Origin of the sequence: Rhizobium sp. Root274, from assembly GCF_001429245.1 — a bacterium.
In the GTDB taxonomy this organism is placed as follows: Bacteria; Pseudomonadota; Alphaproteobacteria; order Rhizobiales; family Rhizobiaceae; genus Allorhizobium.
Genome location: NZ_LMJE01000007.1, coordinates 107,146 through 120,288, shown reverse-complemented (window position 1 = coordinate 120,288; position 13,143 = coordinate 107,146). Strand labels below are relative to the sequence as shown.

Here is a 13,143-nt window from a genome sequence, read left to right as displayed (position 1 = left end):
CGCGTTCCGGGGCGGAGCAATCATGCGCGATGAACAATCACTGGTTGAGATTTCCCTCAAAGACAAAATACAGGATCTGGTCGAGCGGTTCGGGGCCTGGCGCATTGCACTTGCCGTTCTCTCGGCTGCCTGGCGTCAGCAGCAACGCCGGAACCTGGCCTTGGGTCTCTCGGACCGCATGCGGGAAGACATCGGTCTGCCGGTCGATGGAGACCGGCGCCTGCCTTCGCGACTGTCGCTTTGGGATCTCCGTGTCTGATCCTTGCAATCCGGCTCCCACATCGGGGGGCCGGATTGCCATGGGTCTGTTGCCGCGCATCGTCTTGGTGATGACCAGCAATGACTGCTAGACAGAAAACACCAGCGAATCGTCATACAGATCGTCTGCGGACGTGCCGATTTTCGGCAACCGCCGCCGTATTGCCTGTGGGTTTCGCGCAGCGCGTTCGGACGTGCGGGTGCAAGTCTGTTAGAGACGTCTGGTCAATGCAGTCAGGGCATTCCAAGCATTCAGGAGTCTGTGCAGTTGAAAGTCGGGATCGATATGGGAACGGTGCAGGGCGGTCAGCCTGCCAAGCTCGATATCGAGGAGCTTCTCGCCACGCGCCTGCTCGTGCAGGGCAATTCGGGGTCGGGCAAGTCGCATCTGTTGCGGCGCCTGCTCGAACAGTCTGCGCCCTGGGTGCAGCAGGTCATCATCGATCCAGAGGGCGACTTCGTCACGCTGTCGGATAAATACGGCCATGTTGTCGTCGACGGCGAACGGACCGAGGCGGAACTGATCGGCATTGCGGACCGTATTCGCCGCCATCGAGTGTCCTGTGTCCTCACACTCGAAGGACTGGATGTCGAGCAGCAGATGCGCGCGGCTGGCGCCTTCCTCAACGGCCTCTTCGATGCCGATCGCGAATTCTGGTATCCCGTGCTCGTTGTCGTCGACGAAGCGCAGATGTTTGCGCCTGCTGTCGGCGGCGACGTTTCGGAAGACGCGCGCAAAGTCTCGCTCGGTGCGATGACGAACCTGATGTGCCGTGGGCGCAAGCGCGGACTTGCCGGTGTCATCGCCACGCAGCGGCTCGCAAAGCTTGCCAAGAACGTCGCCGCCGAAGCGTCCAACTTCCTGATGGGCCGTACCTTTCTCGACATCGACATGGCGCGCGCCGCCGATCTTTTGGGCATGGACCGACGCCAGGCCGAAATGTTCCGCGACCTGCAGCGCGGCAATTTCGTGGCTCTCGGGCCGGCTTTGTCACGCCGCCCGTTGCCGATCGTCATCGGCACCGTCGAGACATCCGCGCGGTCTTCCTCGCCGCTCCTGATGCCGCTGCCGGATGCGCCACAGGATGTCGAGGACCTGATTTTCACGCCGGATCCGGAAGAATTCACCCGGCCAATCGTGCGCCGTGCGCCACCGGCCCCGCGTCCGACGACCGACATTCTCGCTGAACTGTCCCGCTCTACGCCGGCTTCCGACGCACCTGTCAGCGCTGACGTTTCGATGCCGTCCCGCCATGCGGAGCTGTCGGTGGAGGAACGCGAGGAGCGGCTGTCGGCCGTGCTGGCAGAAATCCTGGCCGATCCTCAGGCCGCTTATCGGACCGACAGCGTGCTCTACCAGGAATTCCTGGTGCGCGCCCGGATGCGCCGCGTCTCCGGCCCGCCGATGCCAATGGGTGAGTTCCGCCGACGCGTTGCGGTCGCCCGCGCTGGCGTCGACGAGGAAACGGCGGCGAGCGAAGGCTGGCAAACGGCCTTGTCGCTGTCCGTGCGGGTCTCCGATGATCTGCAGGGCGTGTTCCTGCTCTTGGCCAAGGCAGCCTTGCGAAACGAGGAATGCCCGTCCGACATGCGCATTGCCCGCGCCTATGGCACGCATTCCGCCCGGCGTGCCCGTCGCCTGCTCGGCTATTTTGAGGAGCAGGGCCTGGTCGTCGTGCACACCGATTTCTCCGGCAAGCGCATCGTCGCCTTTCCGGATCTCGAAGCAGAGACGCGGCCCGGGGATCCCAATCAGGTGGATGCCGAGGCGCCTTCGCAGTCAGCCGCCGAGTAAACTCGGCAGCAGTCTGTTCTCGTCTTTCTTACGCTGCCCGTTCCTCCCAGACCTGCACCAGAGCCACGATCGTCTCCACGGCCTTTTCCATGTCCTGAACGCTCACCCATTCGAGAGGCGAGTGATAGGCATGGCCGCCGGTATAGATGTTGGGGCAGGGCAGCCCCATAAAGGACAGGCGCGAACCATCCGTGCCGCCGCGGATGCTGTGCAGGACTGGCTCCAGGCCCACGCGGCGAACGGCTTCGGCCAGATTGTCCATGATCTCCGGGTGGCGGTCGAGCACCTGCTTCATGTTGCGGTACTGATGCTTGACGGTGAAGGTTGTGGTCGAGCCGGGATAGCCGGACAAGACGTCTTCGGCGATCGCCTTTAACAGCGCTTCTTTTTCCGCCAGACCTTGATCGTCGAAGTCGCGGATAATGAGTTGCAGATGGGCACTTTCCATGCTGCCGGACAGATCGACCGGATGGATGAAGCCTGCTCTACCATCCGTCGTTTCCGGTGCGATGTCGCGCGGCAGGCGGGCGACGATGTCGCTGGCGATCTTGATCGCGTTCTCCATCTTGCCCTTGGCGTAACCCGGATGCATGGCAACGCCCGTGATGTCGATCGTGACGCCATCGGCGGAGAAGGTCTCATTCTCGATCTCGCCGACGGTGGAGCCATCGAGCGTGTAAGCGAAGTGAGCGCCGAGCTTTTCCAGGTTTACCTTGTCGGCGCCGCGACCGATCTCCTCGTCGGTGGTGAAGAGGATCTTAATCGTGCCGTGGCGGATGTCCGGGCTGGCGAGCAGATGGGCTGCTGCGGTCATGATTTCGGCGATGCCGGCCTTGTCATCGGCACCGAGAAGCGTTGTTCCGTCGGTGGTGACAATGTCATTGCCGATCTGGCCCTTCAGTTGCGGATGCGCTTCGACCCGGATCACCTGGCCGCTGTCTCCGGGAAGGGCGATATCGCCGCCCTGGTAGTTGCTCAGGATCTGAGGGCGGACATTGGTGCCGGTGAAATCAGGAGCGGTGTCCATATGGGAGCAGAAGCAGATGACCGGCACATCCTTCGTCGTGTTGGCGGGAATGGTCGCATAGACATTGCCGTGTTCGTCGAGATGCGCGTCGGAAAGGCCGAGCGCCAGGAGTTCAGACGTGAGGCGGCGGCCGAGATCCTTCTGCTTTTCGGTCGATGGTTGCGCCGAGGAGGTCGGGTCGGATTGAGTGTCGATGACGACATAGCGAAGAAAGCGGTCGAGGACGGTGTCGGTCATGGTTTCTCTCCTTCCATCTGGGCCTGGCCCGCATTCACAGGGATCGCACCGAGATGCTTGTCGAAGAGGCCGATGATTTCTGTGTTGCGGGCGTCGTTGCTGCGGGCGCCCAGGACCACGCCGACGAGACGGCGATGGCCATTTGTGGCCGAAGTCACGATGTTGTAACCGGCAGCCTCGGTATAGCCGGTCTTGATGCCATCGGCGCCGGGATAGCGGACGAGAAACGGATTGTGGCCGCGAAACTTCATGCCCCGGAAGGTCATGCCACGCGAGGCGAAGAGCTTGTACTCCTCGGGAAAGTCGCGGATCAGCGCAAGCCCGAGGCGCGCCATGTCGGTAGCCGTGGTCACCTGTGCGGGATCGGGCAGGCCGGACGGGTTGGTGAAGACGGTGTCGTTCATGCCGAGCGCACGCGCCCTTGCCGTCATGACCACGCCGCAAGCGGCCTCCGAGCCGGCCAGTGTCTCGGCCACAGCGGTTGCCGCATCATTGGTCGAGAGGACCACCATGCCCATGACCGCTTCGCGCACGCTGATCGTATTGCCGGCTCCGATCGCGAACTTGTAGGGTTCCTTGTCATTGGCATTCTTGGAAATGACCAGCCGTTGATCCCAGGAAAGCCGGCCGGAATGCAGGGCTTCGAAGGTGAGATAAAGCGTCATCATCTTGGTGAGTGACGCCGGATAGGTCTGCGCATCGGCGTTCAGCGCTTCCAGCACTTCGCCCGTCTCGGCATCCACGAGGATGTTGGCGTGTGTGGCAGCCTGGGCACTTATGGCGGTGAGCGGCAGGGACAGGCACAGCAAAGCGAGCAGGCCAAAACGAGATAAACGCAGGATCATCGGGGAAACGCAAGTTGATGGCGGGACCCACGGGATAGCGGAGTTCGTGTGGCCTGTCAGCAGTCTGGGAGCCTCGATCAAGTTCCGGGCAGTCAAAATCCCGCGACGGAACAAAAAAGGGCGGCCCGAAAGCCGCCCTTCATCAATGTCATCAGCCTTCCTGGCCGGTGCCGTGCTTTTCAGGGAGCGCGTTCCGGGTGGCCCAGAGCGAGCCGAGGATGCCGGCGGCGAGGATGCCAAGGGTTACCGTCAGCGAGACCACAGGCGGGATCTTGGCCAGCCCCAGCATGTCGGCCAGGAAGATCTTCGAGCCGATGAAGATCAGCACGACCGACAGCGCGTATTTGAGATAAGCAAAGCGGTGGATCAGGGCGGAAAGCGCGAAATAGAGGGCGCGCAGGCCGAGGATCGCAAAGATGTTCGAGGTGTAGACGATATAGGGGTCGGTGGTGATCGCAAAGATCGCCGGGATCGAGTCGACGGCGAAGATGACGTCGGCCAGTTCCACCATCACCAGCGCCAGAAAGAGCGGCGTGATGAAGGTCTTCAGCTTGCCGGTCTTCTCATCGGCTTCACGGACAAAGAAGTGCTCCTTGCGCAGACCGTCCGTCACCGGCAGCTTGCGCCGCAGGAATTTCAGTACAGGGTTGGAGGAGACGTCATATTCCTTATCAGCGGTGAGCAGCATCTTGATGCCGGTGCCGATGAGGAAGGCCGCGAAGATATAGAGAACCCAGCTGTAGTTCTCGACGATGGCAGCACCCGCAGCGATCATGATGCCACGCAGAACGATCACGCCGAGGATGCCCCAGAGCAGCACGCGATGCTGATATGCTCTGGGAATGGAGAAGTAGCTGAAGATCATCGCGATGACGAAGATATTGTCCATCGCGAGGCTTTTCTCGACCACGAAACCGGTGAGGTATTCAAGACCGGCCTGTTCGCCGCTCTGGTACCAAAGCCAGCCGCCAAAGGCGAGACCGAGGGTGATGTAGAAGGCGGAGAGGGCGAAGCTCTCCTTGATACCGATCTCGCGGCTGTCTTTGTGAAGAACCCCGAGATCGAGAGCGAGGAGGAAGAGAACGACGACGACGAAAGTGAGCCACATCCAGGCAGGTTTGCCCAGAAAATCAATCCAAAGAAAATCCACGACGGGGTTTCCCTTGCCGGATAGTTGAGGATCGCAGCTCCGACATCACGGGAATCCGGCACTCGCGTCAGAGGGGCCCGGTGCTGCGTTTCCCAAAGATGGTTTTGTTCCAGCCCGTTTCAAGTCTCTATGTTGACATTTTCCCCCGCGCCCACTAATGACCGCCCAACGCCGGGCCGCAACGCCCGGTGTTTGTTTTAACATGTCCCGTGGTTTTCTCCGTACGCTTACGTGAGAAGCCTGTCAGAGCTTCGAAAAAGGAAGTTCAGAGGAGGGCGTGTTTCCTTGAGGCGGTTTGGCAACAAACCGTCCTAACGTCTTGAGAAGGAAATACGATGAGCAAGCGCGCATCATCCAAGTACAAAATTGATCGCCGTATGGGCGAGAACATCTGGGGCCGTCCGAAGTCCCCGGTGAACCGCCGCGAATACGGTCCTGGCCAGCACGGCCAGCGCCGCAAAGGCAAGCTTTCGGACTTCGGCGTGCAGCTGCGCGCCAAGCAGAAGCTCAAGGGCTACTACGGCGACATCCGCGAGAAGCAGTTCCGCGCAACTTACGACGAAGCCAACCGTCGCAAGGGTGACACCGGTGAAAACCTGATCGGCCTGCTTGAGTCGCGTCTGGACGCCATCGTCTACCGCGCCAAGTTCGTACCGACGGTCTTTGCTGCCCGCCAGTTCGTCAACCATGGCCACGTCACGGTCAACGGCGTTCGCGTCAACATCGGTTCGTACCGCTGCAAGGCTGGCGACGTGATCGAAGTTCGCCAGAAGTCGAAGCAGATGGTTACGGTTCTGGAATCGGTTTCGCTCGCTGAACGCGACGTTCCTGACTACATCGATGCCGACCACAACAAGATGGTTGCAACCTTCGTGCGCGTTCCGACCCTGTCGGACGTTCCGTACGCAGTCATCATGGAACCGAACCTGGTCGTCGAATTCTACTCGCGCTAATCTTAAGCGAGACGGATTTGTGGAAAGCCGCCCTTCGGGGCGGCTTTTTCTGTTTGCAGTGCAGCGCGTCCTGGGGAAGATGGCGCGTCATCGGGTAAGGGGCGAGAGATGGATCTGCAGCAGGTCATCGACGAGATCGTGGAAGTGCTTCAGCCGCGCCTGGGCGAAGGCAAGGTCGCAGACTATATCCCGGAACTCGCCCGGGTGGATCCGAAGCAGTTCGGTATCGCCATCACCACTGTGGAAGGCCATACCTACAAGGCTGGCGACGCGCATGCTGCGTTTTCCATCCAGAGCATTTCCAAGGTCTTCATGCTGACGCTTGCGCTCGGTAAGGCAGGCGAGGCGATCTGGAAACGGGTGGGTCGGGAGCCTTCGGGGTCCTCGTTCAACTCCATCGTCCAGCTTGAGCACGAGCACGGCATCCCGCGCAATCCCTTCATCAATGCGGGCGCCATCGTCATTTCCGACATGGTCTTGGCCGGTCACAAGCCACGCGAGGCGATTGGCGAATATCTGCGCTTCATGCGCTATCTCGCCGATGACGAAACGCTGTCGATCGACGAGAAGGTGGCGCAATCCGAGCAACGCACCGGCTACCGCAATTTCGCGCTTGCCAATTTCATGCGCGGCTTCGGCAATCTCGACCATCCGGTCGAACACACGCTCGGTGTCTATTTTCACCAATGCGCGCTGGCGCTCTCCTGCGTGCAGCTCTCCCATGCCGGCCTGTTTCTCGCCAATCGCGGCACCAATCCGCTCACGGGCTTTTCAGTCGTCTCTCCAAAGCGCGCGCGGCGCATCAATGCGCTGATGCTGATGTGTGGCCATTACGACGGTTCCGGCGATTTTGCCTATCAGGTTGGTCTGCCGGGCAAATCCGGTGTCGGCGGCGGCATCCTTGCGGTTGCTCCGGGCAAGGCGTCGATCGCTGTCTGGTCGCCGGGGCTCAACAAGGTCGGCAATTCCGCCCTCGGCTCGGCAGCGCTCGAAATGCTCGCAACGCGCACGGGCTGGTCTGTGTTCGGGGCTTGATCTTCGCGGCGGCAAAGGGCATTGCAAGGCGAATGGAGCCGTAGATGAACCTCGTCAATACGATCGACAGCAAGAGTGCCGCAGCATTGGACGCCGAGGACGATCTCGACCTGGCGACCGTACACCCGGTCTTTGCCCAGGCGCCGCGCTCCGTCTCCTTCAACAAGTTGCGCAAGCGGCTGATCCGGCAGGTGCGCCAGGCGATCTCGGACTTCGACATGCTGAAGGGCCAGAAACGCTGGCTGGTTGGGCTTTCGGGCGGCAAGGACAGCTACGGCCTGCTCGCCATCCTGCTCGATCTGCAATGGCGCGGCCTGCTGCCCGTCGAAATCATTGCCTGCAATCTCGACCAGGGACAGCCGAACTTCCCCAAACATGTGCTGCCGGATTATCTGGCGTCGATCGGGGTCAAACATCGGATCGAGTATCGTGACACCTATTCGATCGTGAAGGAAAAGGTGCCGAGCGGCGGTACCTATTGCTCGCTCTGTTCGCGGCTGCGTCGCGGCAATCTCTACCGTATCGCGCGGGAGGAGGGGTGTGACGCCCTGGTTCTCGGCCATCATCGGGAAGATATTCTCGAAACCTTCTTCATGAACTTCTTCCATGGCGGCCGGCTTTCGGCCATGCCGGCCAAGCTCTTGAACGACGAGAAGGACCTCTTTGTCCTGCGGCCGCTTGCTTATGCGGCGGAAGACGACATGGTGAAGTTCGCCGAGGCCATGGCCTTTCCGATCATCCCCTGTGATCTCTGTGGTTCCCAGGATGGGCTGCAGCGCAATGCGATGAAGGAGATGCTGGCGGGCATCGAAGCCAAGATGCCGGGCCGCAAGGATGCGATGCTGCGGGCGCTTGCGCATGTCGATCCCTCGCACCTGCTTGATCCCAAGCTTTTCGATTTCGCCGGACTGGTGGCGAGCCCGCAGGCGTGAACGCGGTTCGCTTTCGAGCACTGGCGGCTGCGTGCCCTGCATAATTACCTGCGCTCCTGCACAATATCCCCGGCATTAGGCGCATTGCGGACTGTCCTTAAGCGCTGTTGCACTTTAGAAAGTGCCGAGGGGCCGGTTCGGCGGTGCTAACCGGGTGGAAGAACAAGTGTGGGAGTATGGATGACTGAGGGTTCTCAGGCGTCGGTCGCGCGGCGTGCCGTCTTTCTCGTCGGCGGTTATGAGCGCAACGATTCGGCAGGCTTCTTTCGCCGAATCGGTCGCGAGATGGCCAGGTTCAGCGCGTGCTGGGGGATCGTCGCGCGCATGGAGGAACCGCAGCAGGCGCCCGACGGGATCGCAGCCACCGCACGAGTGACCTATCAGGGAAGCGACGGCGACTGCACCACCGACCTCACATTTTTGAGCTTTGACGACTTGGTAAAACGGGATGGAGCACGCGCTTTTGCGCAGCGGCTTTGGGTCTATCTGGTCTCTTTCATGGACTATATCGCCAGCGGCACCATGTTCCGTTTCTTCCAGACCAACTGGCGCTTTGCCCTCTACTTCCTCTATCCGGCCGTTGCGCTCTTGGCCTTTGCCGGCATCGGATATCTGGTCTATCGGTTGGTTTCTGTCACGGGTTTTTGGGGCAGCGGCATCCTCGGCGTCCTTCTCGGTATGGTCGCCGCCTATGCCGTTGGCCGCAGCATCGGGCGGCGCTACTTCGTCTTCCATCTGATGGACCTCTGGTCGTTCAGCCGCGAGCATCTGCGTTGCCGCCGCCCGGATATGGATCAGCGGCTCGACGCGTGGTCGCGGCTGATCGAGACACGACTGAAGGAGAGAGCCTATGACGAGGTGCTGCTGGTCGGTCATTCAACCGGCGGGGCGCTGATCCTGGATGTGGCGCATCTGCTGGCAGAGCGTCTGAGGGGCGAGGGGCGTCCGGTTGATTTCACCCTGCTCACCGTCGGATCGACATCGCTCAAGGTTTGCCTTCATCCGGCGGCAAAGCGCGCGCGCAGTCGGCTTGAAGGCCTCGCCGCCTATCCAGGCCTGCGCTGGACGGAATTCCAGGCGCTGACCGACATCATCAATTTCTACAAATGCGATCCGTATCAGCTGGCCGGGCTCACTCATCAACGCGCCGATCTTTTCCCGCGCATGTTTCAGGTGCGGTTCCGCGACATGCTGGTCAAGGAGAGCTACAAGCGGATCAAACGGAACTTCTTCCGCGTCCACTATCAATTCATTTCGGCGAATAGCCGGCGCTACTTCTATGACTTCTTCCTGATCTGCTGCGGGACTCGGCGGCTGGAAGAGGTGCGGCCGGGACATCTGCCGGTGTTGGCGGTCGAGGCGCAACAGACAAAGGTCGAGGCATGACACGCATTTCCTTCATAAGCTGGGCTCTGATGCTGCTCGTCTGGTGCGCGATGCGCTATCCTGCGATGCGCCGTGCTCGGCGGCAGAAGACACGCGTCGACAATCGCACCACACTCGACATCTCGCTCCTCACGCTCTGCGTCATCGGGCTGGTGGTCATGCCGATCGCCTGGCGGCTGGGACTATTCTCAGGCTTTGCCAATCGCGGCCAGCCTGCCGTCATTCTCGCGCTTGGTCTGCTGACGGGCCTCGTCTTCCTTTGGCTCTTTCGTCGAAGCCACAAGGATCTGGGTCGGAACTGGTCGGTCACGCTGGAAGTGCGCGAGGGGCATCAACTGGTGACGCGGGGCGTTTATGCTCATATGCGCCACCCGATGTACGCCTCCTTCATCCTGTGGGGGCTCACCCAAGCGCTGCTGATCCCGAACTGGATCGCCGGGTTATCAGGTCTCGCTGCGGTTCTAGCCCTTTATGCCGTGCGGCAGTCGCGCGAGGAGGCGATGATGCGCCAGACCTTCGGGACTGAATACGAGGCCTATTGCGAACGCACGAAGCGACTGATCCCTGGCGTTTTCTGAGGCCGCCCGGGGTCAGCGGGCGCGAAGGGCCTTCATGATCTCGTTGATGGCGCGCTCGTGCAGGCCGGGGTTCTTGTCGATGTTGAAATGGCCGATGCCCTTGATGGCCGTGTCGCCCTGGCGCAGGTTGATATTGGCAAGGTCGCCCTTGAAGCCCGGCATCGGGGTGACCGGTGACCAGAGATTATCGCCGCCGGTATAGAAATTCAGTGCTTTCTTCACGTTCTTCGGAACCGGGCCCTTGCCGGTCGGGTCAAAGCTGATGATTAGCGCCACCGGTATCTTCATCGGCTCTAGCGCACGTGCGAGCGTAAAGGTCATGTCCGCGCCGAGCGAGTGGCCGACAAGCACGATCGGGCGGGCATCCTTGGAGGCTCGATATTTCTCGGCGATGCGGCGGGCGAAGAAATCGGCATTGGGGAGCGACAGGACTTCCGCCTTGACGCCATCAGCGGCCAGTTGCTTGCCGAGCGTGTCGAGACCGGTCGAAAACACGTTGGCGAAGCCCCGGATCAGGTAAACCTGGCCCGTCCTCAGCTTCGGCTTTCCTTTCGGTGCCGCTTCCGCCGGCAGGAAGGACGTGATGAAAAGTGCCGACGCGGCCGCCAGCAGTGAACGCCTGGACATCATGGGAAGGTATGCTCCGACTGACACGTGTTTTCGAAATCATGCACTTTTCCCGACCGCAGGCAACTGCGCCGCCGGCCTTTCCCGCTGTACTTTACTGCAGCCTTGCGGCTAGAAGATCCGGGGTGGGACAGTGCAGGAAAACGGCGGGCTTGAGCTGCCGGATTGGAGAGAATTCATGACTGCTACGATCGATATTGCCGCCTTAGCCAATCTGCTTGAGGAGGCGGCCGTCGAGGAGATCCTGCCGCGCTTCCGCAATCTGGGCGAAGGCGATGTCCGGATGAAGACGGAGGCCATCGATCTCGTGACCGAGGCCGATGAGGCGGCTGAACGGCTGATCCGCAAGGGCGTATCGGCGCTTCTCCCGGATGCGCTCTTCGTCGGAGAGGAGTCGGTGGCCGCTGATCCGGCCCTCTTGAGCAAGATCGCCGATGCCGATCTCGCCGTGATCGTCGATCCGATCGACGGCACCTTCAATTTTGCCTCGGGCCTCACGCTGTTCGGCGTGATGCTTGCCGTGGTCTCGAAAGGCGAAACCGTGGCCGGCGTGATCTATGACCCGATCGGCAATGATTGGGCACTGGTCGAAAAGGGTGGTGGCGCCTGGCTCTGCCGGCCGGACGGATCGCAGGAGCAGATGTCCGTGCGCCCGAGCGGTCCGCTCGAACAGATGATCGGCACTGCCAATACCGGCTTCTTCGACATCGACACCCGCCGCCGGATCCTTTCGAACCTCGCGGATGTCCGCCTCTTCACCAGCTATCGCTGCGCCGCCCATGAATACCGCCTGCTCGGGCAAGGACACCTGGATTTCGCGATGTACAACAAGCTGATGCCCTGGGATCATCTGGCCGGTGCCCTGATGATGCAGGAGGCTGGCGCCCATGTGGCACGCTTTGACGGTTCGTCCTATTTGCCGCACCATACCGAGGGTGGTCTGCTGATCGCCGCCGATCCGGATGCCTGGCAGGAACTGCGCGAACGCATCTTCACCGTCTGAAAACGACCAAGGCCCGGCAATCACCGGGCCTTTGCTTTTTCTCATCTCTTTCAGTTCGTCACACCGGCTTGTTTTGCGCGTGGAACAGGCGGCCCTTCTCGCCGATCAGGACGAAGATCAGGCCGATGAATCCGACCACAAAGAAACCCGTGACCATGGGAAGTGCCGTGCCGTCGAAGGCCTGACCGATGGCCGCGCCGATCAACGAGCCACCGATTGTGCCCATGAAGCCAAGGACCGAGGACGCCGTGCCGGCGACATGGCCGAGCGGTTCCATGGCCAGCGAGTTGAAGTTCGATCCGATCCAGCCGAACTGGAACATCGCGAGCGCAAAGAAGCTCAGGAACAGAGCGAATGGCATCGGCTGCGGGCCGACGACCTGGATCAAGAGCCACACGGCATTGATGACGATGAAGCCGAGCAGAGAAGCATGCGAAAGCTTGCGCATGCCGAACCGTCCGACCAGCCGGGAGTTGACGAAGGAGGAGAGCGCCATGAACAATGCAACGGCGGCAAAGGCGACTGGGAACCAGACGCCAAGGCCGTAAATGCCCACATAGATCTGCTGGGCCGAATTGATGAAGCCGAACAGCGCGCCGAAGATGAAGGTGCTGGCCAGCGTGTAGCATAGTGCCACGCGGTTGGTCAGAACAATGCTGAAGCCGTCGAGGATGACCTTCGGCGTGAAGGCCCTGACATCCTCAGGCGCCAGCGTTTCGGGAAGGCGGATATACATCCAGGTCCCAATGATCAGCGCGATCACCGCCATGAACACGAAGATCCAGTGCCAGTCGCCGAACAGCATGATGACCTGACCGGTGCCGGGGGCAACGACCGGGATCACCATGAAGACCATCATGATCAGCGACATCACTTCCGCCATCTGCCGGCCACCGAAGACGTCACGGACGATCGAGACCGTGATGACGCGGGTCGCGGCCGAGCCGATGCCCTGGATGAAGCGCAGGAGCAGAAGCATGCCGAAGGAGGGAACGAAGACCACGGCAAGCGAGGAGACGACGTAAATGCCCAGCCCGACGATCATCGGCATGCGGCGGCCGAAGCGGTCGGCGATCGGGCCATAGAAGAGCTGGGCAAAGCCGAAACCAATCAGATAGGCGGAGACGACATACTGGCGGTGATTTTCGTTTTCGACGTTGAGTGCTGCCCCGATCTCCTGGAGACCGGGGAGCATGATGTCGATGGCAAGCGCATTCAGCGCCATCAGAAAGGCCATCATCGCAATGAATTCGGCACGGCCCATCTTGCCCAGCGCCTTTTGCGCGGACTGTAATGCTTCTGACACAGTAAATTACC

General features: G+C 60.9%; 13 protein-coding genes. 8 read left to right on the top strand and 5 right to left on the bottom strand.

The window, feature by feature from the left end:
- The first annotated feature begins 22 nt into the window (after positions 1-22).
- Both ASE36_RS09570 and ASE36_RS09565 read left to right on the top strand, forming a co-directional pair.
- Positions 23-259: a hypothetical protein gene (locus ASE36_RS09570; protein WP_062278629.1), complete on the top strand. Its 237-nt coding sequence runs from the start codon at positions 23-25 to the stop codon at positions 257-259.
- 267 nt (positions 260-526) lie between these two features.
- The gene (locus ASE36_RS09565; protein WP_062278627.1) at positions 527-2,053 is read left to right on the top strand and encodes an ATP-binding protein; all 1,527 of its coding nucleotides are present in this window, start codon (positions 527-529) and stop codon (positions 2,051-2,053) included.
- A gap of 28 nt (positions 2,054-2,081) precedes the next feature.
- On the opposite strand, the gene pepT is transcribed toward ASE36_RS09565, so the two are convergent.
- The 3 genes from pepT to ASE36_RS09550 all read right to left on the bottom strand — a co-directional run bounded on the left by pepT (position 2,082) and on the right by ASE36_RS09550 (position 5,312).
- Positions 2,082-3,317, bottom strand: coding sequence for a peptidase T (gene pepT, locus ASE36_RS09560; protein WP_062278625.1), 1,236 nt, complete (start codon positions 3,315-3,317; stop codon positions 2,082-2,084).
- Positions 3,314-4,162: a D-alanyl-D-alanine carboxypeptidase family protein gene (locus ASE36_RS09555; RefSeq protein ID WP_062278623.1), complete on the bottom strand. Its 849-nt coding sequence runs from the start codon at positions 4,160-4,162 to the stop codon at positions 3,314-3,316. Before ASE36_RS09555 ends, pepT begins: the two co-directional genes overlap by 4 nt.
- A gap of 151 nt (positions 4,163-4,313) precedes the next feature.
- Positions 4,314-5,312, bottom strand: a complete 999-nt coding sequence (locus ASE36_RS09550) for a TerC family protein (protein ID WP_062278621.1) — start codon at positions 5,310-5,312, stop codon at positions 4,314-4,316.
- Positions 5,313-5,647: 335 nt separating this feature from the next.
- Here ASE36_RS09550 and rpsD point away from each other — a divergent pair, with 335 nt between their 5' ends.
- From rpsD to ASE36_RS09525, 5 genes are all read left to right on the top strand, one after another.
- A complete protein-coding gene (gene rpsD, locus ASE36_RS09545; RefSeq protein WP_062278618.1) occupies positions 5,648-6,265 on the top strand; it encodes a 30S ribosomal protein S4 in 618 nt (205 codons plus the stop codon).
- A 108-nt stretch (positions 6,266-6,373) separates the two neighbouring features.
- Positions 6,374-7,300, top strand: a complete 927-nt coding sequence (locus ASE36_RS09540; protein WP_062278616.1) for a glutaminase — start codon at positions 6,374-6,376, stop codon at positions 7,298-7,300.
- A gap of 44 nt (positions 7,301-7,344) precedes the next feature.
- Positions 7,345-8,232 carry a tRNA 2-thiocytidine(32) synthetase TtcA gene (gene ttcA, locus ASE36_RS09535; RefSeq protein WP_062278614.1) on the top strand — a complete coding sequence of 296 codons (888 nt, stop codon included), beginning with the start codon at positions 7,345-7,347 and terminating at the stop codon, positions 8,230-8,232.
- 180 nt (positions 8,233-8,412) lie between these two features.
- A complete protein-coding gene (locus tag ASE36_RS09530; RefSeq protein ID WP_062278612.1) occupies positions 8,413-9,618 on the top strand; it encodes a hypothetical protein in 1,206 nt (401 codons plus the stop codon).
- Complete coding sequence (locus ASE36_RS09525; protein ID WP_062278610.1) at positions 9,615-10,196, top strand: protein-S-isoprenylcysteine O-methyltransferase; 582 nt, start codon at positions 9,615-9,617, stop codon at positions 10,194-10,196. Before ASE36_RS09530 ends, ASE36_RS09525 begins: the two co-directional genes overlap by 4 nt.
- A 12-nt stretch (positions 10,197-10,208) precedes the next feature.
- Here ASE36_RS09525 and ASE36_RS09520 read toward each other — a convergent pair whose 3' ends face one another.
- Positions 10,209-10,826 (bottom strand): thioesterase domain-containing protein, encoded by a 618-nt coding sequence (locus ASE36_RS09520; protein WP_062278607.1) that lies wholly within the window; start codon positions 10,824-10,826, stop codon positions 10,209-10,211.
- A gap of 175 nt (positions 10,827-11,001) precedes the next feature.
- Here ASE36_RS09520 and ASE36_RS09515 point away from each other — a divergent pair, with 175 nt between their 5' ends.
- The gene (locus ASE36_RS09515; protein WP_062278605.1) at positions 11,002-11,826 is read left to right on the top strand and encodes an inositol monophosphatase family protein; all 825 of its coding nucleotides are present in this window, start codon (positions 11,002-11,004) and stop codon (positions 11,824-11,826) included.
- Between the two features lie 58 nt (positions 11,827-11,884).
- Here ASE36_RS09515 and ASE36_RS09510 read toward each other — a convergent pair whose 3' ends face one another.
- Positions 11,885-13,090 carry a multidrug effflux MFS transporter gene (locus ASE36_RS09510; RefSeq protein WP_062278603.1) on the bottom strand — a complete coding sequence of 402 codons (1,206 nt, stop codon included), beginning with the start codon at positions 13,088-13,090 and terminating at the stop codon, positions 11,885-11,887.
- Positions 13,091-13,143 lie beyond the last annotated feature (53 nt).

Coding starts and splice junctions, on each gene's coding strand:
- ASE36_RS09570 (WP_062278629.1), top strand. CDS start 23: ATGCGCGATGAACAATCACTGGTTGAGATTTCCCTCAAAGACAAAATA.
- pepT (WP_062278625.1), bottom strand. CDS start 3,317: ATGACCGACACCGTCCTCGACCGCTTTCTTCGCTATGTCGTCATCGAC.
- ASE36_RS09555 (WP_062278623.1), bottom strand. CDS start 4,162: ATGATCCTGCGTTTATCTCGTTTTGGCCTGCTCGCTTTGCTGTGCCTG.
- rpsD (WP_062278618.1), top strand. CDS start 5,648: ATGAGCAAGCGCGCATCATCCAAGTACAAAATTGATCGCCGTATGGGC.
- ASE36_RS09540 (WP_062278616.1), top strand. CDS start 6,374: ATGGATCTGCAGCAGGTCATCGACGAGATCGTGGAAGTGCTTCAGCCG.
- ttcA (WP_062278614.1), top strand. CDS start 7,345: ATGAACCTCGTCAATACGATCGACAGCAAGAGTGCCGCAGCATTGGAC.
- ASE36_RS09530 (WP_062278612.1), top strand. CDS start 8,413: ATGACTGAGGGTTCTCAGGCGTCGGTCGCGCGGCGTGCCGTCTTTCTC.
- ASE36_RS09525 (WP_062278610.1), top strand. CDS start 9,615: ATGACACGCATTTCCTTCATAAGCTGGGCTCTGATGCTGCTCGTCTGG.
- ASE36_RS09520 (WP_062278607.1), bottom strand. CDS start 10,826: ATGATGTCCAGGCGTTCACTGCTGGCGGCCGCGTCGGCACTTTTCATC.
- ASE36_RS09515 (WP_062278605.1), top strand. CDS start 11,002: ATGACTGCTACGATCGATATTGCCGCCTTAGCCAATCTGCTTGAGGAG.
- ASE36_RS09510 (WP_062278603.1), bottom strand. CDS start 13,090: ATGGGCCGTGCCGAATTCATTGCGATGATGGCCTTTCTGATGGCGCTG.